This is a genomic window from Ruegeria sp. HKCCD6647-2 (assembly GCF_057221075.1).
On the sequence record NZ_JBWVBD010000002.1, the window covers coordinates 560,188 to 579,132 of the forward strand.

Sequence of the window (18,945 nt, forward strand, 5' to 3'; positions counted from 1 at the left end):
GTGGCATTCAGGCCAACGCGGATTCGACGGCTGAACCCAACCGCAACAGCACCTCTTCGGACTTCGGAAAACCCAACATCATCAGCCCGCAACTTGGCGATCCGGTTGGCAAGGTCAGTGCCGCCAGCCCCATCAGATTGCCGATCCGAGTATTGCGCAGGGCCAACAGGTTCTCGGTGACATAATATTCATGATCGTTCATCAGACGATCCAGATTCGGCGGCAGTATTGGGGCCGTCGGGGCCAACACTGCATCGAATCCGACGGTGGCAGCATCCCATGCGTGACGATAGGCCTTGAGCTTGGCCCAGGCCGCCACGTAGTCAGGCCCGGAGTTGTCTTTTCCCATGCGGAACCGCTCAAGAATTTCCGGGTACATCGCATCGGGATTGGCCTCGATCACATCTCGCCACAACCCGTAGGCCTCGGTTGTGTAGAGAAGTCCCGACAACCCCATCGCATCATTCAGTTCCGGCACCTCCAAAGGCACAATTTCGGCACCTGCTTCCGTCAATTTTCGCAGGGCGTCTTCGTGTGCCTTACGCGGCACGTCACGCAGATCGTCCTTGGCGATGTTCTGCAAGTCGGCGAAACGGCGACCTTTGAGCGTCGCGCCTCTCAGGTCGACCGGGGACCCCCCTTCGAGCAGCGCCAACATATGCGCGGCGTCCTCGACCGACCGCGCCAATGGGCCGATGGTGTCAAATCTCAGGCACAGAGGCACAACACCTTCGAGGCTCAGACGCCCGAACGTCGTCTTCAAACCGACCAGATCATTCCAGGCCGCGGGAATACGCACCGAACCGCCGGTGTCTGAACCGATCCCACACGCTGCCAGTCCCCAGGCCACCGACGCGCCGGCCCCCGAAGACGAACCACCGGGAACTGCGGCCTCGTCATGAATACAAGGCGGGGTTTCGGTGATCGGATTCAGCCCAAGACCGGAAAAAGCCAGCTCGCTCATATGCGTTTTGCCCAGGCACACTGTCCCCATCGCCGTGGCGTTGCGCAGCACCCGTGCATCCGCGTCCGGCACCCGCCCTTTCAACAGGGCCGAGCCCGCTTCGGTCCCGACTCCAGCGGAATCAAACAGATCCTTCCAACTGATTGGCACACCATCCAGCAAGGACCGGCGCAGGCCCAGCCTGGCCCTTTCCTGCGCCGCATGCGCCTCGGCCCGGGCCCGGTCGTGGGTGACGCGCGCATAGATCCGGTCTTTGTGCGGATGCGCATCAATGGCGGAAAGATAGGTTTCCGTCAGATCAACCGGATCAATCTGTCCCATCCCGATGCCCCGACCCAAATCACATGCGGTCATGGTCAGCCAGTCCTGCATCCTGCCCCCCTCTGGAAACCTGCTTTACCGGACGGTAGCGACAGGACCGCACATGGACAATCCCGAAAGGGGGCGCATATTGCGGGTCATGACAAAGGCTTCCGATATCCTGATCGTTGGGGGCGGGCTGAACGGCCCTGCTCTGGCTCTGGCTTTGGCGCAGACCGGCCACACGGTCACTGTCATTGATGCGCTGGCAGAGAAAGTGCGCAAGAACGCCGCATTTGACGGGCGAGCCTATGCGCTGGCGCTGGCCTCGAAACGGCTTTTGGACGCGATTGGCATCTGGGATCGGGTTTCGGAACACGCCCAGCCGATGCTCGAGATCAAGGTGACGGACGGCCACGCCGGCGCCGGGCCATCGCCGTTTTTTATGCATTTCGACCATGCCGAGATCGAAGAGGGCCCGATGGGCTATATGGTCGAAGATCGCCACCTGCGTCGCGCGTTTCTTGAGGCCATGGCCGAGGAACCGAACATTACCCAACTCAGCGGACAAACAGTGGTATCGCAGGATATCGACGCGTCCGGTGCTACTTTGACCCTGAATGACGGCGCGACGGTAACTGGCGGTGTGCTGGTAGGCTGCGACGGGCGCCACAGCGGCACAGCCCAACGCGCGGGGATCAAGCGGACCGGATGGGATTACGGTCAGACGGCGCTGGTCTGTGCCATCGAGCATGAATTGCCGCATGACGGAGTTGCGCACCAGTTTTTCATGCCACCCGGCCCGCTGGCGATTTTGCCATTGACGGGCAACCGCAGCTCGATCGTCTGGAGCGAACGGACCGAAACCGCCAATCGCATCAACGCTTTGCCCGAGTCCGAGTACCTGCAGGTTCTACGGCCCCGGTTCGGCGATTTTCTGGGTGATATCAGGCTTCAGGGCGACAGGTTCACTTATCCGCTGAACCTGACCATTGCCAATTCTTTCATTTCCGATCGCCTGGCCCTGGTCGGCGACGCTGCGCACGGGATGCACCCGATTGCCGGTCAAGGTCTGAATGCAGGACTGCGCGATGTGGGGGCACTTGCCGAGGTTCTGACACTGGCGGGACGCCGGGGCGAGGATATCGGCTCGACGCTCGTGCTGGAGCGCTATCAGGAATGGCGCAGGTTCGACACCGCCTCGCTTGCATTGGCGACGGATGTATTCAACAAGCTGTTTTCAAACGACAATCCCTTGCTGCGCCTTGGGCGCGACATCGGTATGGGGATCGTCGGGTCACTTCCCGGCCTGCGTCGTGGCTTCGTACGCGAAGCCGCAGGCCTGACCGGGGATTTGCCAAAACTGCTGCAGGGCCGCGCAATTTAATCCAGTTCGCGGGCTTCATCCACCAGCATAACCGGAATGCCATTGCGGATCGGGAAGGCCAGGCCAGCCGCCCTGGACACCAGCTCCTGCCGCTCGGCATCGTAGTGCAAGGTCGTATGGGTCTGGGGACAGATCAGAGCCTCAAGCATGTGGCGGTCGAAGGCGTGGTCCTGTTCGCTCATTGCAGTTTTTCCTCGTTTGAGCCGCCGCGCATGGCAAACTCGATCAGTGTCACAAGTGTTTCACGCCTTGTGCTCAGGCACGGCGCCTCAAGCAGGGCCTGTTTGTCTTCAGGGTCAAAGTCCAAAAGCATCGACAAGGAATTAACCAGCAATTCGTCATCCGCATCTTTCATTGTGTCCCAGTCGGTCGACAACTGTCGAGACGAGAAGAATTTTTCCAGCAAGGTCAGAAAGTTGTTGCGGTTGAACCCTTCGTCGACCTCGGCCTTGCCCAAATCCCGGTCGAACCCGCCCCACGACACTGTGCACCGCCGGTATGGCGTGAAGCTGTCAACTTCCGCTTTCACCCGAAACCGCGAGATGCCCGTCAAAGTGATCAGATAGCGGCCATCTTCGGTTTCCGAAAACTGCGTCACACGACCGGCGCACCCAATTTGATGCAGTTTGTCACCGTTGCTCTGGCACGGGTTGGGCTGGACCATGCCAATCAACCGTTCCTGCGTTTTCAACGCGTCATCCAGCATTTGCAGGTAACGCGGTTCGAAAATGTGCAGGGGCAGACGTGCACGCGGCAGCAGCAATGCCCCCGGCAACGGGAAAACAGAGATCGTTTCCGGCAGGTCAGCAGGATGCATCATATACCCGAGTGTAGCCCTGATCGGAATTTAGGCAAATATCATCGAGCTGAGTTTGCGCCGGCCATTCAATACAATCGGGTCATTGGGTTTGAGCGCGTCAAAGATCGTGAACAACTGCGTTTTGGCCGCGCCGTCGTTCCACTCGCGATCCCGGCGGAACAGTTCCAGTAGCTGGGCCACAGCCTCCTCTACATTACCGTTCGCGTGCAGCGCCTGCGCCAGATCAAAGCGGGCCTGATGGTTGTCCGGATCGGCCTCAACCGCTGCGGTCAGATCACCGACCGGACCCGCATCTGCGGCCTGTTTCGCCAGTTCCAGCTGAGCATGCGCCGCTTCGAGTTCGGCCGAAGTCGAAATCTCCGCAGGGGCTCCGTTCAGGATCGCCTCGGCCTGATCCAGATCACCCGAAGCGATATGGGCGCGCACCAGCCCGCCGTAGGCCCCCGCGTGATTGGGTTCTTCGCCCAGAATGGCTGCAAAAGTCTGGGCGGCGTCCACCGCCGCGCCTTCGCTCAGCATCTCTTCGGCGGCCTGCACAGCGTCATCCAGTTGCCCGCCCGGGCTTTCACCGCCCGCCGCCTCGATAACGCGATCGACGAACGCCTTGATCTCGGACCCAGGAACTGCGCCCTGGAACCCGTCAACGGGCTGACCCTTATGGAAGGCATAGACCGTTGGGATTGACTGAACGCGCATTTGCGCGGCGATCATCTGAGCCTCGTCCACATTGATCTTGACCATTTTGACCGCACCCTTAGCGGCGGTCACGGCCTCTTCCAGCAGCGGGCCCAGTGTCTTGCAGGGGCCGCACCACGGCGCCCAGAAGTCGACAATCACCGGGGTGTCCTGCGAGGCCTCAACCACGTCGGCCATAAAGGTGGCCTCGGTTCCGTCCTTGATCAGATCGGTGGCTGGGGCGTTGTCCGCGCCGTTCAGAAGATCCATGGCATTCACTCTCAGGTTCGTTTTCGCGCCTTATATGCAACTGCCCGGCGCAGAAACCAAGGGCAGAATCGCGGGTTTATTGCCCGATCACAGGTCAAAAGTCGCAAAAACCGGCGCGTGATCGCTGGGTTTCTCCCACCCGCGCGCCGCGCGCAAGATGCGGCTGGAATGCCCTGCATTCGAAATATCCGGCGTGGCCCAGATATGATCCAGCCGCCGCCCCTTGTCCGCAGCATCCCAATCGCGGGCGCGATAGGACCACCAGCTATAGAGTTTCCCTTCGGGAATATCCTTTCGCGTGATATCTACCCAACCGCCCGCATCCTGCGTTTCGGCCAGATGCTCGACCTCAATAGGCGTGTGAGACACAACCTTGAGCAACTGCTTGTGAGACCACACGTCATCTTCACGCGGCGCGATGTTCAGATCGCCGACGAGAATGGAGTTGTCCGGCCTTTCCGCGTGAAACCAGTCACGCATGTCGGTGAGGTAGTCGAGTTTCTGACCAAACTTCTCATTCACTTCACGATCAGGCACATCGCCGCCGGCCGGGACATAGAAATTGTGGATCACCACGCCGTTCTCCAACCGCCCGGCGATGTGGCGCGCATGGCCGAGCCCGGCAAAATCCTTGTCTCCCACTTCCTCCAGCGGAAGTCGCGACAGGATGGCAACGCCGTTATACCCTTTCTGCCCGCGTGCGATCATGTGCGTGTAACCAAGTGCGGCGAACCCTTCGGTCGGTATCTTTTCGACCGGTGACTTGCACTCTTGCAGGCACAACACATCCGGAGCCTCTTCCTGCAGCAATTTCAGCACGATAGGCTCGCGCAGGCGGACCGAATTGATGTTCCAGGTAGCAAGGGTGAAGGGCATATGGGATTCCTCTGTCGCGATTGGCCAGAGGTTAGCGTGACACCGCACTGGGTGCCATGAGAAAAGACTGCCTAAGGGCTTGATTTGCTGAATGTCGAATGCCCGGACGATGCGGATTATCACCTTTTGGTTCATCAAGTGCGGAATGTGGTAAAGCAAAGAAGGCTGCTTGCAGGCCTGACTAATTGCCTTGCCTATGGAGAACTTCTAGTGAAACGCTTGTTTCCTTCCCTTCCGGAAAACTCTTCGCTTGGAGATGTCATTCAGGCCTTTCCTGAAAAGCTCGCTCCCTGGTGCGAGTATGAAAGCCTAGTAATGCGCGGCGAGAGCGAACTCTCGATTGCAGAGCGCGAACTGATTGCGGCTTACGTTTCCGGTTTGAATTCTTGCTCCTATTGTCACGACGCACATACCGTTTTCGCTAAAGCATACGGGATCGACGTCGAGACAATTGAGGCGCTGATGGACGACCGCGACTCGGCACCTGTCGACCCAAAACTCAAACCCATCCTTGCCTATGTTGAGACGTTGACCCTCAGCCCGTCTCGGATGACCGAAAGGGACGCCGAAGTAGTTTATAGTGCGGGATGGTCTGAGCAGGCGCTTTTCGATGCAATTCAGGTCTGTGGCGTTTTCAATCTCGTGAACCGCTTCATCGAAGGCACAGGTGTTGCGGCAACGGGAAACGATCCAAGGGATGCAAGCGAAGAGACTCTGTCGCGATGTCGCAGCGAGACTTTCTATACCGATTTCGGGCGTAAAAACGGCTTGGAAGTCTAGCTTCATAGTATCTGCTTCGGACCCTTAGCCACCACCCAGGTCCCACCAACCCAAAAAAAGCCGGGCCATTCGGCCCGGCAGTCCAACAGGGAGGTACATGTCATGACCCGGACATGCACGGGTTGGGAGTAATCTAAATATGCCTACAGGGTATCACTTTGATCCAAGTCAATCCACCGCCCGTCAAGACACAAGGCGATATCCGCCGGATTCTGTGACCAAAAGGCGAGCATTCGACGGATCCGGCTCGATTTTCTGACGCAGGCGGTAGATATGTGTTTCCAGTGTGTGGGTTGTAACCCCTGCGTTATATCCCCAAACCTCGTGCAGCAGGACATCGCGGGCCACAACGCCGTCGGTTGAACGGTACAGGAACTTGAGGATGTTCGTCTCTTTCTCGGTCAGGCGAATCTTACGGTCATCCTCGGTCATCAGCATCTTCATGGCCGGCTTGAACGTGTAGGGGCCAAGAACAAAGACCGCATCTTCCGATTGTTCGTGCTGGCGCAGCTGGGCGCGGATGCGGGCGAGAAGAACCGGGAATTTGAATGGCTTGGTGACATAGTCATTTGCACCGGCGTCGAGGCCCAGAATCGTGTCTGCGTCACTGTCATGACCGGTCAGCATCAGTACCGGGCTTTTGACCCCCTGTTTTCGCATCAGACGGCACAGCTCACGACCGTCTGTATCCGGCAGGCCAACATCCAGGATCACCAGATCATAGATCGCCTCGCGCGCCCGCTCCATCGCGGATTGACCATCCGAGGCTTCGAACACATCGAAATCTTCGGTCATTACAAGTTGCTCGCTGAGCGCCTCGCGCAGGTCTTCGTCGTCATCCACCAGCAGGATTTTCTTGAGCTGAGCCATATACGGTCCTCCTAACCCTTTTCCATCACTTGCGTGCGAAAGATGCAATCGGCAAGATTTGCTGCAACCGTCTCACGCCCTCGTGTCCGACACGCAGGAAATGTTTCACATTGCCCGTTGATCGGGATAGGAGGGGGCCGAACGTTATAGGGTAACACGCATGAGTCTCATTCCCGATATCAAGGAGTTGCTGGCGCGCGCGCGCGCCGATCTGCGCATGGGTCTGCCGGTCGTATTGACGGATGACACGGATACCAGCGTATTGGCCCTGGCATCCGAGACGTTGAGCCCGCAGCGTCTGGCGGACCTGCGCGGTTTAGGCGGCGAGCCGGTCGTCGCCATCACCATGCGCCGAGCGGAAACGCTCAAGGCGCGGGCTTATGACGGGGATCTGGCGCGGGTTCTGATTCCGGCCGACGCGGATCACAGTTGGGTCCAGGCGGTTGCAGACCCGTCTGACGACCTGAATGCACCGATGAAAGGTCCGTTGATGTCCGAACGTCAGGGCAATGCCAACCTGCATCGCATCGCGATCGCTCTGACCAAATCCGCACGCCTTTTGCCCGCCGCCGTTGTTGTGCCCATCACCGATGGCCGCAGCTTCGCGGCAACACATGGCCTGACCTGCATTGATCACACCCGAGCCACGCCCCATTTGGCGGATCGAAGCGCCCTGCACGAAGTTGTCGCCGCACGTCTGCCAATGGAGGTGTCCGAGGCCGGGCGCCTGCATGTCTTCCGTCCTGAAGATGGCGGTGAAGAACACTACGCTATCGAAATCGGTCGTCCGGACCGGGACAAACCGGTTTTGGCGCGTCTGCATTCGGCCTGCTTTACCGGCGACCTGATGGGCAGCCTGAAATGCGATTGCGGCCCGCAGCTGCGCGGCGCGTTGGCCCAGATGGGCGCCGAAGGGGCTGGCGTTCTGCTCTACCTGAATCAAGAGGGGCGTGGGATCGGTCTGGCCAACAAGATGCGAGCCTATTTTTTGCAGGATCAAGGGTTTGACACAGTTGAAGCCAACCACCGGTTGGGGTTCGAAGATGACGAACGCGACTTTCGACTGGGCTCGGACATTTTGAAATCCCTCGGGTTTGGCTCGGTTCGCCTGTTGACAAACAACCCTGCAAAAATCGCGATGATGGAACGCACAGGGATCGCCGTCACCGAGCGTGTTCCGCTCAAGGTCGGAGAGACTTCGCACAACCAGGGATATCTGGCGACCAAGGCGGCAAAATCGGGCCATTTGCTTTGACGCCGGGCGACCTGGTTCTGACGCCAATAGGGGTGCGCTTTCTCGGGCAGGTTTTTCCGTGCGCAATCGGCAAGGGCGGTTTGAGCAACAGCAAGCGTGAAGGCGACGGGGCCACACCGACCGGAGCGCATCGGATCGTCGGGATGCTCTATCGACCGGACCGGATGTCAGCTCCGGCCGCTTGGGCGCGCCCGATTGGGCCAAATGACTTGTGGTCTGACGACCAGGCCGAACCGGAGTATAATCAACTCGTCTCCGCGCCGTATGTTGGCAGCCATGAAAAACTGCGGCGCCCGGACCCATTGTATGACCTGGTTCTGATCACCGACTGGAACTGGCCCAACGCGGTTCCTGGTCGAGGGTCAGCGATATTCCTACACCAGTGGCGACGCCCACGTTATCCCACTGAAGGATGCCTGGCTTTTAGCCGTGATCACCTACATTGGATTGCGAGACAGGTTGTCCCGGGCACGCGCGTGATCATCCCTGAAGTTTGACACGCTCTCCGAATATCGCAGAACCGACGCGCACGTGGGTCGCGCCGAGGGCAATGGCAGATTCGAAATCGCTGCTCATACCCATCGAAAGCCCTTGAAGCCCGTTGCGTTCGGCGATCCTGGCCAATAGCGCGAAATGCAGTGTCGGCTCCTCATCGATCGGCGGGATACACATCAGACCACGAACCGGCAAATCCATGCTATTGCACTCGGCGATAAATGCGTCTGCGTCCGACGGCAGAACCCCGGCCTTCTGTTCCTCCTCGCCTGTATTGACCTGAATGAACAAATCCGGGCAGGCGCCGATTTCCTGCGCCAGTCGGGCAACGGTCTTGGCAAGTTTCGGGCGGTCCAGCGAATGGATCGCGTTGCACAACTCCATCGCCTGCCGGGTTTTGTTGGTTTGCAGCGGGCCGATCAAGTGCAGGTCAATATCTGCGAATTTCTCTTTAAAAGCCGGCCATTTGCCCGCAGCCTCCTGCACGCGGTTTTCCCCAAAGCAACGATGTCCCTGCTCCAATACGGCCTCAACACGATCGTTCGGCTGCACTTTGGACACAGCGATCAATTTGACCGAGTTGGCCGCGCGACCAGCTTTGGCTTCGGCTTTGGCTATTCGGTTGGTGATATCTTGCAGCGACATTGGGCCTCTCACTTTGCAGTTGCCGCAGAAAAACGCCAAGTCGGCGCAAAAGAAAAGGGCAGGTCCGAAGACCTGCCCTTGAACCTTGTGGTTCAGATCAACTTAGAAGTTGAACTGAGCACCGAAGTCCGCGCGCAGCGTGCTGCCGGTGGTGGACTGGCCACGCTCGGATTGACCGATACCACCACGCAGCGATACACCGCCACCCAGGTCATAGATAGCGCCGATACCGTACTGCTGGTTATCGTTGGAAGCGTTACCGTCACCGTAGGCGAAGGTCAGCGTGGTTGCCGAACCAAGATTGTAGGCCAGCGACAGACCGTATGCGGTGCCGTTCAGGTTTGCAGCGGTCACGTCATCGTCAGCAACGAACAGAGTACCGCTGAAGTCACCGAAGTCTGCACCCAGGGTCAGAACGGTCAGGCTCTGCTTGGACACGTTGCCGATTCCGCCTGTTTGACCATAGGCCAGGGCAGCGGTGATGTTGTTGAAGGTGTAGGTCGCGCTGATGTCCCAGCGGTCAGTGTCCGAAGGCGCACCATTGATTGCAATGGTTGCCTGGTCATACGACGCACCGAAGGCGAAGTCGCCAACAGCGTACTGGAAGAACACAGCGTTCGAACCCGAACCGGTCGACGAATAGGCCAGGAAGTTGTAGTCAACGCCCGAGTACTGACCGATGAAGTTTTCCAGGCCCGGCTCGTTACCGTAGTAGTTTGCCAGGTTGTCGAACGAACCCGCAACGTTGCCCGCGTCAACACGCAGACCACCGAAGATGACCGAGAAACGCGCGCCGTTCAGACCAGCTGCGTTTGCTTCGCCAGTGTTGGCGTTTTCGTCAGCTTGCAGACGAACGCGGCCTTCAAAGCGAACGCCACCGTCAGTTTCTGCGATGCCGTCGATGTTCAGACGGAAACGAGAAACCAGGATGGTTTCGTCGGTTGCGACATTGGCGGTACCGGCAGCTGCACCGTTGGAGGTGAAGTTGTTAACGGAACCCATGCGGTCTTCCAGGTATCCCAGACCAAAACGGCCGTAGCCGCTGAACTTAACTTCGGCCGCTGCAACGCTTGCGGTTGCAATCAGAGCGGTCGATGCGAAGAGAACTTTTTTCATCTTGTTTCCCTCGGTTTCAAAGATTTTCTACTCGACACATGCCGGGCACGTGTCTCAGCACGGTCACCGTGTCGCTCTTTTTGCCCCCTTTGCGCAAGCTTGGCATAAACCCTTCGCCGTCATTCGGGCCGGATTGGTGCAAGGATGCCACAGTCGGATTTCGCCCGTTTCCTGCCGTCCGCTCACGCGCTTATGTGAAGAATGGGCTTGTTGCAGCACGGGTCCTTGTCTAGGAGTATCACTCGAACGACACACAACAAGTGATACAGGACCTGCAAAAGATGCGCCTGCTGAGGATTCTGGGTTTAACCATTGTGACGGCCGCCGTCTCGGCCTGCGGACAGAATCGGCCTCCGGGCGATGCCAGTGTTTTGACGGTTGATGGCAGTTCGTCGGAGGAACGAGAGCTTAATGATCCGAATCGCGCCACAATCTGGGATGTGTTCGGGCCGGACAATTCCGAGCAAGTGACTCAGGTAAACCGCTATCTGTGGGCGGCTTCGCTGGATGTGCTGAATTTCCTGCCCGTGCAGGAGGTCGACCCGTTTACCGGTGTAATCGTAACCGGTTACGGCAAACCGCCGGGCGGCGGACGCTCCTACCGGGCGACGGTTCACATCAGCGATCCTGCCCTTGCAGCGCGATCTCTGTCGGTTGCCTTGCAGACCAGCGGCGGCGCGCCGGTCAGTGCGGCGACCACCCGTGCGGTTGAAGACGCGATCCTTTCGCGGGCGCGGCAGCTACGCATTGCGGACAACAAGCTCTAGCAACCCGCATCAAATCACAATATTACCACGCCGGGTTCATGCCCGGCGTTTTCATTACCAAGGACTGCACAATGTCACGCTATTCGGCCACCGAAATCGAAGCAAAATGGCAACAAGCCTGGGACAAGGCCGGAATTTTCACCGCCGACCACAAGGCGGACAAGCCGAAATACTATGTGCTTGAGATGTTCCCTTACCCGTCGGGCCGCATTCATATGGGGCATGTGCGCAACTATACGATGGGCGACGTGATCGCGCGGCACAAACTGGCCACTGGGCACAACGTACTGCACCCGATGGGCTGGGACGCATTCGGGATGCCTGCCGAAAACGCAGCGATGGCCATTGGCGGTCACCCCAAGGACTGGACTTACGGCAATATCGCCGACATGCGCGGGCAGATGAAGCCGCTGGGCCTGTCGATCGACTGGTCCCGCGAATTCGCCACCTGTGACCCGGAATATTACGGCCAGCAGCAGGCGCTGTTTCTGGATATGCTCGACGCCGGGTTGGTCTACCGCAAGAATGCCGTGGTGAACTGGGACCCGGTCGACATGACCGTTCTGGCCAACGAACAGGTGGAAAACGGCCGCGGCTGGCGCTCGGGTGCGCTGGTGCAACGCCGCGAGCTGACGCAGTGGTTCTTCAAAATCTCGGACTATTCCGAAGAACTGCTTGAGGCGCTGGACACGCTGGACAACTGGCCCGCCAAGGTGCGCCTGATGCAGGAAAACTGGATCGGCAAGTCGCGCGGCCTGCAATTCGCGTTTGAGCGCACCGATGGCGGAGATCCGATCACCGTCTACACGACTCGTCCTGACACGCTTTTGGGCGCGTCGTTCGTTGGTATCTCGCCCGACCATCCGATTGCCAGACAGCTTGAGGCCGAATCCCCGGAAGTTGCCGAGTTTGTCGCGGAATGCCGGAAAGGCGGCACCACGGAAGAGGCCATCGAGACGGCCGAAAAGTTGGGCTACGATACTGGTATCCGCGTCAAGCACCCGCTGGATCCGAATTGGGAACTGCCTGTCTGGATCGCCAACTTCATCCTGATGGATTACGGCACCGGCGCGATCTTTGCCTGCCCGGCCCATGACCAGCGTGACCTCGATTTCTGCCGCAAGTACGGCCTGCCCGTGGTCGACACGTTCTTTGCGCTGGATGACGACACTCCGGTCGATAAAATCGCCTTTGTCCCTCCGAAGTCAGACAAAGTCCGCTGGGTCAACCACTTCGCTGGCCTTACGGAGGCTACTGGCGAACAGGCCATCGACGCCACCATCGAATTTGCGGAAAAAGCGGGCTGGGGCGAAGGTGTCACCAAATACCGCCTGCGCGATTGGGGTCTGTCCCGTCAGCGTTACTGGGGTTGCCCGATCCCTGTGGTACATTGCGGATCTTGTGGCGTAGTACCTGAAAAGAAAGAGAACCTGCCGATCCGCCTGCCCGACGATGTCACCTTTGACAAACCGGGCAACCCGCTGGATCGTCATCCGACCTGGCGCGATTGTGCCTGCCCGTCCTGCGGAGCGCCCGCCAAGCGCGAAACCGACACGATGGACACGTTCGTCGATTCGTCCTGGTATTTCGCCCGTTTCACTGCCCCGCACGCCGAAACGCCCACTGATCTGGCCGAGGCCGAATACTGGATGAATGTCGACCAGTATATTGGCGGTATCGAACACGCGATTCTGCACCTGCTTTATTCGCGTTTCTTTGCACGCGCGATGCAGATCACAGGCCACCTGCCGGAGAAAGCGATCGAGCCCTTCGACGCGTTGTTCACGCAAGGCATGGTGACGCATGAAATTTACCAGACCCGCGACGAAAAAGGTCGTCCAGTCTATCACCTGCCGGAAGATGTCGAAGACGGTAAACTCAAAGCTACCGGTGAAGAGGTCGAGATTATCCCTTCGGCCAAGATGTCCAAATCCAAGAAGAACGTCGTCGACCCGGTCAACATCATCTCGGCCTTCGGCGCGGACACCGCACGCTGGTTCGTGCTGTCCGATTCTCCACCAGAACGCGACGTGGAATGGACAGCCGCAGGTGCAGAAGCGGCATACAAACACCTGAACCGGGTGTGGAACCTCTGCGACAAGATCGGGTCCATGGACCCGGACGCGAAAGGCGAAGGGGATGAAGAACTGCTGCGCGAGATGCACAAAACCATCCGCGACGTGACACTCGGGGTTGAAAGCTTTGGCTTCAACGCAGCCATTGCGAAACTCTATGCATTCACCAACACACTGGCGAAATCCAAAGCAGGTGCCGCAGCCCAGAAGCAGGCAATCAAGACGCTGGCGCAACTGATGTCGCCCATGACGCCGCATCTGGCCGAGGATATCTGGGCGCATCAGGGCGGCGAAGGTCTGGTGGCCGTTGCGCCATGGCCGATCGCAGATGAGACGATGTTGATCGACGACACCGTCATCCTGCCGATCCAGATCAACGGCAAGCGCCGCGCGGAAATCAGCGTGGCCAAGGATCTGGATAAGGTCGAGGTTGAAAGAATCGCGCTCAGCACCGAAGCTGTGCAAAGGGCTCTGGATGGAGCAGTACCGAAGAAAGTAATCGTCGTCCCGGGCCGGATCGTGAATGTCGTCGTTTGATCGCAGAACCTTTTTGCTTATGCCGCTGGCGCTGACCGCCTGCGGCTTTGAGCCGGTCTACGCGCCCGGTGGTTCGGGTTCAGAACTCTTCGGCAAGGTTGCCGTGTCCGAGCCAAACACCACCGAAAGCTTCCTGCTGGTGCAGAATCTGGAGCAACGGCTGGGCCGGAACGCCGAATCCAGCAGTGATTATGGCCTGAACGTGAACGTCTCGACAGTCACACGCGCAGCCGCAATCACCACGACAAACGAGACCAATCGCTACACAATTGACGGACGCGCCACCTATAGCCTTTTGTCGCACGACACCGGGCAGGTGGTTGCCTCGGGCACGGTAAATGATTTTGTCGCATACTCGGCGGCAGGTTCGACGGTTTCGACACTTGCTGACGAGCGCGACGCAAAAGAACGTCTGATGGTGATCCTGTCGGATCAGATCGTGACCCGCCTTTATGCCGCCCCGGGCCTGTCCTCATGAAGCTAAGCCCGCGCGAGGCCGAGGGGTATTTCACCAGACCGGACGCGGACAAAACCGGGCTGCTGATTTATGGCGCCGATGCCATGCGGGTCGCGCTAAAACGGCAGCAGGTTCTGACGGCCCTTCTCGGCCCGGGCGCCGAAGAAGAAATGCGCCTGACACGATTGTCCGGTGGCGACTTGCGAGGTGATCCCGCTCTGCTTTTGGACGCGGTCAAGGCGGTCGGCTTTTTTCCCGGCCCCCGTTCGGTTTTTGTTGAGGAGACCACTGATGTCGCCGCCCCGGCGATTCTTGCCGCGCTTGAGGACTGGGTTCCCGGGGATGCGCAGATCATCGTCACGGCAGGCCAACTCAAACCCAGCTCAAAGATTCGCAAAGCTTTCGAAAGCCACCCAAACGCCTATGCTGTCGGCATCTACGACGATCCGCCTTCGCGTGCCGAGATTGAGCGGGTTGTCACACAGGCCGGGTTGCAGAATATCCCACGCGATTCCATGTCGGCCCTGAGCGAGCTGGCCGTCGCGCTCAGCCCCGGAGATTTCGCGCAGACCGTTGAAAAGCTGTCACTTTACAAGCGTGGCGACTCGTCCGAGCTGACCATAGAAGACGTTGAATCCTGCGCGCCGCGTTCGACCGAGGCCGCACTGGATGATGTTCTGAACGTAGTTGCCGAGGGCCGCGCGGGCGAAATCGGACCGTTGATCCGGCGTTTACAGGCGCAAGGTACAAATGGCGTGACGCTGTGCATCGGCGCAACGCGCCATTTTCGGACACTCTATGCCTGTGCGTCTGATCCCGGCGGCGCAGCGCAGGGTATCGGCAAGCTGCGCCCACCGGTCTATGGCAAGCGCCGTGACAGGATCCTGCGGCAAGCCCAGGTCTGGGGTGCTCCAAAGCTACAGACCGCCCTGACGGTTCTGACAGATACCGATTTGTCGTTGCGGTCGGCCGGGCAAACAGCTCCGGCCATGGCGCTGGTCGAACGAGCCATGATTCGCTTGGCGATGCTGGCCCGCAGCGGTTAAGCCGTTCTTTTTTGGCCCAACCAATCCACCGCAGCGCGCCCTGCCCAGCGACCGGTCGCCAGACAGCCGGTCAGCAGATACCCCCCGGTCGGCGCTTCCCAATCCAGCATTTCTCCGGCGCAGAACACGCCCGGTTGCGCTTTCAGCATCAACCCCTTGTTCAATGCGCTGCGGGCCACGCCACCTGCTGTCGAAATCGCTTCGTCCATGGGCCTTAGACCCGCATGCTTGATGGGTAGGCTCTTGAGCAACTCATATGGCGGGCCAGGAGACGGCGCGCCTTTGGCCATCTCATGAAAAAACGCGATTTTCTGGGGCGACAGCCGCATTCCGGTTTTCAACCAGTTCGTCAGCGATGCTTTCGGCTTTTTGGCCTCAAAGCGGGCCTGCAAGATCTCTGGTGTAAGGTCGGGCACCAGATCGGCAAACAGCAACGCACCTTCCCGTAATGCAGGGGTCAGCGGGTACAGCCCTCCGCCTTCCAGACCCGCAGCCGAGATCACCGCTTCTCCGCGGCTCTCCAACTCTCCGGCAGTCCAGCGCACGGATTTGAGTGCCGCGCCGAAATGCGGTTGCATGTGGTGGCTCCAATCTACCGCCAAGGCTGAGTTCGCCGGCGCGAAAGGCGTAAGGGAAACGCCCTTGTCTTCCAAAATCCCGGCCCAGGCTCCGTCCGAGCCCAAACGCGCCCAACTGGCGCCTCCCAAAGCCAAAACCGTTGCGTCGGCCACCAAGCGCCGAACGCCGTCGGGTGTGTCGAAGGCCAACTTGGGTCCCTCCCAACCGGTCCACCTCCAGCGCGTTCTGATCTGCACACCCTGCCGATCAAGACGGGCCAACCAGGCCCTGAGCAACGGTGAGGACTTCATCACCTTGGGAAAGACCCGCCCGGTTGATCCGGTAAACAACTCCTGCCCCAGATCCCGCGCCCAGCTTTGAATGGCCTGTGCATCCAGGCCGGCAATCATCGGGCGCAACCAGTCAGAAGCCTCTCCGTACGCGCCCATCAAAAGGTCCAGGGGTTCTTCCTTGGTCAGGTTCAACCCTGACTTGCCTGCCATCAGGAACTTGCGCGCGACCGATGGTTTTGCCTCGGCCAGCAGAACGTCATGGCCGGAGATGGCCAGTTGCTCTGCCGCCATCAATCCGGCGGGCCCTGCCCCGATCACCACTGCCTGCGCCATTGCTGCCCTCTTGCCTTATGCACCCATCGGCGCGACCCTGCCGCGATGACCGACAGCGATCCGATTTGCCCCTTATGTGACCGCCCAATCCCGGACGGGAGCGGTAGCCTGCACCATCTGATCCCAAAACTCAAAGGAGGCAAGGGCGGGCCTACCGTTCTGTTGCATCAGATCTGCCACAAGGAGGTTCACGCGACCCTGACCGAGGCTGAACTGGCACGCCGTTTCAATACAGTCGAGGCCCTGCGCGCGCACCCCCGGCTTGAAGTGTTTCTGAACTGGGTCCGAAAACGCCCGCCCGGTTTCCGTTCGAAGGTTCCGGGCAAAAGACGAGGACGTTGATCAGTCAGCGAAGATCGGGTTTGCTAACCCTTCGACCTCGATCCCCAGGTAATCGGGCACCGGTGTGAACCGAGCGTCAGCAATGTGCTGAAATTCCAGCAATGTGTAGGGGCGCTTCCACAACCATTCACGGTTTTCAACGGCCCACAGATCCGGATTTGGCAGAATGTCATCGGTAAACGCATGGAAATGCAGGTCAAATCCGTACGGCGCCACGTCCTGAATCGAAAGCAACCGCATTCCCAACGAACGGCACACCGCGTCCTCGGCCGTGATATCGCCGGTACGCAATGTAATCTGGCCAATACACGCATCGGCAAACGGCATCTCAGGATTTGCCGACTTCAGCGGCCTGTTGCCCTCGAAATCATGTTGCAGAAGCTCGATGGCAAAGCCTTCGGGATCGCTGAAATGACACATGTAGCCGATGTCAAGAAACTGCTTCGGCACGCTGACGGGAACACCCAGGCCGCGCAGATATGCGGCGGCCAGATCAACATCCGGCAGGGTAATCCCGATCTTCCAATAGCGCTGTCCCCGGTCCTGTGTGTATCCGCCGCCACCAGCGATCAAAAGCAGATCGGCGTCCTGCCCCGGATAGCCAACGCGGGCGTTTTCACCTTCAACCCGAACCGACATACCCAACGCGTCGCGATAAAACGCAGCGAGACTCTGTGGGTTGGCAACGCGCAATCGCAAGGCCGCCAGTCTCATCGGCACAGTCCGGCAATTCCTGCGGCGATCTCAGGATCCGCGCCAAGGCTGTCGGCCACAAGGTCTTGGGCCGTCCGCATCAGAGCGTCGGGTTCGACAACCCTGTCGACGAGGCCGAATTCATATGCCTCAGCCGCCGTGATCTTTTGCCCGGCCATGAGAATTAACCTCGTGCGCGACGGACCGATCAAGGCCGCCATGCGCTTGGGATCAGAAGGTTGCGGAAGAAACCCCAATTTCATCACCGGATAGAAGAACTTTGCGGAAGGCACCGCAATCCGCAAGTCGCAGGCCAGAACCATTCCGTTGGCCCCGCCGGCCAGTGTTCCGTTCAGGGCAGCCACTGTCAGGCATGGCAGCGCAGCAATGGCCCCTGACAGTTTTTCCCACAAGTCCGAGGTCGCAAGCCCTGCCCGCGCCTCTTCCAGATCGGCACCGGCGCTGAACACCCGCCCTGCGCCAGTCAGGATCAGCGCCCGGGCGTCCGTGGCGGCCTCGGCAATCTCAAGCAGTTCTGCCAGCATCGCGCCTGTCAGCGCATTGGCCTTGTCGGGATTGTTGAGGGTGACCGTCCAAAGCCCACCCTCCCTGGTCAAATTAATCACGTCAGGCCAACCCTTTGGCGAATATCTTCGCGTCGCAGGGAAATCTCGGTCCCGAGAAACTCGTCCGCATCCGGCGTACACATCCACAATAACGCGCGTGCGGGCCAGTCGGCAGGGATATGATCATCCCAATCCAGCTGGCTGACCGGATTGATTCCGCTGGCTTTGATCACCCGCTGCATATCGGTTGCAACAGTGCCCGGCGACAACCCCATCGCTCGGATACCGTGATGCGCCTCTTCCAGATGCAGGCACTCGGTCAGCATCCTGGCCCCGGCTTTCGAGGAACAATAATGGCTCCACGCCTCGACCGGATTCGATGCCGCGCCGGAAGACACGGTCAGCACGGTTCCTCCGCCAGTTGCGCGCATAATGGGAAGAACAGCCCGCATTCCATAAAAAACGCCCTTCAGGTTGATGTCGATCGCCTTGCTCCACGCTGAAACGTCGGCGTTCGACATGTGGAAAATCGGATCGATCACGCCCGCATTGCCAATCAGCACGTCAAGGCCGCCAAACCGGTCGACACAATCGGCGACCACCTGTTCCACTTGTGTAAAATCGCTGACATCACAGGCCAATGCCACAGTGTTTTCCCCCAATGCCGCGGCCAGCGCGCCAATCTGGTCGCTGCTGCGCGCAACCAACGCCACATTGGCCCCGGCTGCGGCAAATACGCGCCCCGCTTCAGCGCCAATGCCCCGGCTTGCGCCGGTTATGAGTACGGTTTTCCCTTTCATTTGCACCATCTATTCCTTTTGGCTT

General features: G+C 59.2%; 21 protein-coding genes. 9 read left to right on the forward strand and 12 right to left on the reverse strand.

Annotation, left to right across the window (positions count from 1 at the left end; all coding sequences use genetic code 11):
• Nucleotides 1-7: 7 nt before the first annotated feature.
• Entirely contained in the window at nucleotides 8-1,336 is a 1,329-nt protein-coding gene (locus AC2TDJ_RS08760; RefSeq protein ID WP_480841250.1) for an amidase, read from the reverse strand.
• An 88-nt stretch (nucleotides 1,337-1,424) separates the two neighbouring features.
• Between AC2TDJ_RS08760 and AC2TDJ_RS08765 the strand changes: the two genes are divergently transcribed.
• Nucleotides 1,425-2,651 carry an FAD-dependent monooxygenase gene (locus tag AC2TDJ_RS08765; protein ID WP_480841252.1) on the forward strand — a complete coding sequence of 409 codons (1,227 nt, stop codon included), beginning with the start codon at nucleotides 1,425-1,427 and terminating at the stop codon, nucleotides 2,649-2,651.
• On the opposite strand, the gene AC2TDJ_RS08770 is transcribed toward AC2TDJ_RS08765, so the two are convergent.
• The 4 genes from AC2TDJ_RS08770 to AC2TDJ_RS08785 form a co-directional block, all read right to left on the reverse strand.
• Nucleotides 2,648-2,833, reverse strand: a complete 186-nt coding sequence (locus AC2TDJ_RS08770) for a Trm112 family protein (protein WP_480841254.1) — start codon at nucleotides 2,831-2,833, stop codon at nucleotides 2,648-2,650. The genes AC2TDJ_RS08765 and AC2TDJ_RS08770 overlap by 4 nt on opposite strands.
• Nucleotides 2,830-3,471 (reverse strand): LON peptidase substrate-binding domain-containing protein, encoded by a 642-nt coding sequence (locus AC2TDJ_RS08775; protein ID WP_480841256.1) that lies wholly within the window; start codon nucleotides 3,469-3,471, stop codon nucleotides 2,830-2,832. Before AC2TDJ_RS08775 ends, AC2TDJ_RS08770 begins: the two co-directional genes overlap by 4 nt.
• A gap of 27 nt (nucleotides 3,472-3,498) precedes the next feature.
• Nucleotides 3,499-4,416 (reverse strand): thioredoxin, encoded by a 918-nt coding sequence (gene trxA / locus AC2TDJ_RS08780; RefSeq protein ID WP_480841258.1) that lies wholly within the window; start codon nucleotides 4,414-4,416, stop codon nucleotides 3,499-3,501.
• A gap of 87 nt (nucleotides 4,417-4,503) precedes the next feature.
• A complete protein-coding gene (locus tag AC2TDJ_RS08785; protein WP_480841260.1) occupies nucleotides 4,504-5,292 on the reverse strand; it encodes an exodeoxyribonuclease III in 789 nt (262 codons plus the stop codon).
• An 84-nt stretch (nucleotides 5,293-5,376) separates the two neighbouring features.
• Between AC2TDJ_RS08785 and AC2TDJ_RS08790 the strand changes: the two genes are divergently transcribed.
• Complete coding sequence (locus tag AC2TDJ_RS08790) at nucleotides 5,377-6,072, forward strand: carboxymuconolactone decarboxylase family protein (RefSeq protein ID WP_480841262.1); 696 nt, start codon at nucleotides 5,377-5,379, stop codon at nucleotides 6,070-6,072.
• Nucleotides 6,073-6,255: 183 nt separating this feature from the next.
• On the opposite strand, the gene AC2TDJ_RS08795 is transcribed toward AC2TDJ_RS08790, so the two are convergent.
• Nucleotides 6,256-6,942 (reverse strand): response regulator transcription factor, encoded by a 687-nt coding sequence (locus AC2TDJ_RS08795; RefSeq protein ID WP_298389996.1) that lies wholly within the window; start codon nucleotides 6,940-6,942, stop codon nucleotides 6,256-6,258.
• A 160-nt stretch (nucleotides 6,943-7,102) separates the two neighbouring features.
• Here AC2TDJ_RS08795 and ribA point away from each other — a divergent pair, with 160 nt between their 5' ends.
• The gene (gene ribA / locus AC2TDJ_RS08800; protein ID WP_480841264.1) at nucleotides 7,103-8,197 is read left to right on the forward strand and encodes a GTP cyclohydrolase II; all 1,095 of its coding nucleotides are present in this window, start codon (nucleotides 7,103-7,105) and stop codon (nucleotides 8,195-8,197) included.
• A complete protein-coding gene (locus AC2TDJ_RS08805; RefSeq protein ID WP_480841266.1) occupies nucleotides 8,194-8,694 on the forward strand; it encodes a L,D-transpeptidase family protein in 501 nt (166 codons plus the stop codon). Before ribA ends, AC2TDJ_RS08805 begins: the two co-directional genes overlap by 4 nt.
• On the opposite strand, the gene AC2TDJ_RS08810 is transcribed toward AC2TDJ_RS08805, so the two are convergent.
• Together AC2TDJ_RS08810 and AC2TDJ_RS08815 are read right to left on the reverse strand one after the other, a co-directional pair.
• Nucleotides 8,678-9,337, reverse strand: a complete 660-nt coding sequence (locus AC2TDJ_RS08810; protein WP_480841268.1) for a YggS family pyridoxal phosphate-dependent enzyme — start codon at nucleotides 9,335-9,337, stop codon at nucleotides 8,678-8,680. The genes AC2TDJ_RS08805 and AC2TDJ_RS08810 overlap by 17 nt on opposite strands.
• 102 nt (nucleotides 9,338-9,439) lie before the next feature.
• A complete protein-coding gene (locus AC2TDJ_RS08815) occupies nucleotides 9,440-10,453 on the reverse strand; it encodes a porin (protein WP_480841270.1) in 1,014 nt (337 codons plus the stop codon).
• Between the two features lie 281 nt (nucleotides 10,454-10,734).
• Here AC2TDJ_RS08815 and AC2TDJ_RS08820 point away from each other — a divergent pair, with 281 nt between their 5' ends.
• The 4 genes from AC2TDJ_RS08820 to holA all read left to right on the forward strand — a co-directional run bounded on the left by AC2TDJ_RS08820 (nucleotide 10,735) and on the right by holA (nucleotide 15,335).
• Nucleotides 10,735-11,220, forward strand: a complete 486-nt coding sequence (locus tag AC2TDJ_RS08820; protein WP_480841272.1) for a DUF3576 domain-containing protein — start codon at nucleotides 10,735-10,737, stop codon at nucleotides 11,218-11,220.
• 71 nt (nucleotides 11,221-11,291) lie between these two features.
• The gene (leuS, locus tag AC2TDJ_RS08825; RefSeq protein ID WP_480841274.1) at nucleotides 11,292-13,832 is read left to right on the forward strand and encodes a leucine--tRNA ligase; all 2,541 of its coding nucleotides are present in this window, start codon (nucleotides 11,292-11,294) and stop codon (nucleotides 13,830-13,832) included.
• The gene (lptE, locus tag AC2TDJ_RS08830) at nucleotides 13,819-14,310 is read left to right on the forward strand and encodes an LPS assembly lipoprotein LptE (RefSeq protein WP_480841276.1); all 492 of its coding nucleotides are present in this window, start codon (nucleotides 13,819-13,821) and stop codon (nucleotides 14,308-14,310) included. The genes leuS and lptE overlap by 14 nt, the downstream gene beginning before the upstream one ends.
• Nucleotides 14,307-15,335 (forward strand): DNA polymerase III subunit delta, encoded by a 1,029-nt coding sequence (holA, locus tag AC2TDJ_RS08835; protein ID WP_480841278.1) that lies wholly within the window; start codon nucleotides 14,307-14,309, stop codon nucleotides 15,333-15,335. Before lptE ends, holA begins: the two co-directional genes overlap by 4 nt.
• On the opposite strand, the gene AC2TDJ_RS08840 is transcribed toward holA, so the two are convergent.
• A complete protein-coding gene (locus AC2TDJ_RS08840; protein ID WP_480841280.1) occupies nucleotides 15,332-16,519 on the reverse strand; it encodes a TIGR03862 family flavoprotein in 1,188 nt (395 codons plus the stop codon). The two genes, holA and AC2TDJ_RS08840, sit on opposite strands and share 4 nt — an antisense overlap.
• Before the next feature lie 45 nt (nucleotides 16,520-16,564).
• Here AC2TDJ_RS08840 and AC2TDJ_RS08845 point away from each other — a divergent pair, with 45 nt between their 5' ends.
• The gene (locus tag AC2TDJ_RS08845) at nucleotides 16,565-16,861 is read left to right on the forward strand and encodes an HNH endonuclease (protein ID WP_480841282.1); all 297 of its coding nucleotides are present in this window, start codon (nucleotides 16,565-16,567) and stop codon (nucleotides 16,859-16,861) included.
• Here AC2TDJ_RS08845 and AC2TDJ_RS08850 read toward each other — a convergent pair whose 3' ends face one another.
• The 3 genes from AC2TDJ_RS08850 to AC2TDJ_RS08860 are packed head-to-tail and all read right to left on the reverse strand — an operon-like array spanning nucleotide 16,862 to nucleotide 18,926.
• A complete protein-coding gene (locus tag AC2TDJ_RS08850) occupies nucleotides 16,862-17,575 on the reverse strand; it encodes a VOC family protein (RefSeq protein WP_480841284.1) in 714 nt (237 codons plus the stop codon).
• The gene (locus tag AC2TDJ_RS08855) at nucleotides 17,572-18,180 is read right to left on the reverse strand and encodes an enoyl-CoA hydratase/isomerase family protein (RefSeq protein ID WP_480841286.1); all 609 of its coding nucleotides are present in this window, start codon (nucleotides 18,178-18,180) and stop codon (nucleotides 17,572-17,574) included. Before AC2TDJ_RS08855 ends, AC2TDJ_RS08850 begins: the two co-directional genes overlap by 4 nt.
• The gene (locus AC2TDJ_RS08860; RefSeq protein ID WP_480841451.1) at nucleotides 18,177-18,926 is read right to left on the reverse strand and encodes an SDR family oxidoreductase; all 750 of its coding nucleotides are present in this window, start codon (nucleotides 18,924-18,926) and stop codon (nucleotides 18,177-18,179) included. Before AC2TDJ_RS08860 ends, AC2TDJ_RS08855 begins: the two co-directional genes overlap by 4 nt.
• Nucleotides 18,927-18,945 lie beyond the last annotated feature (19 nt).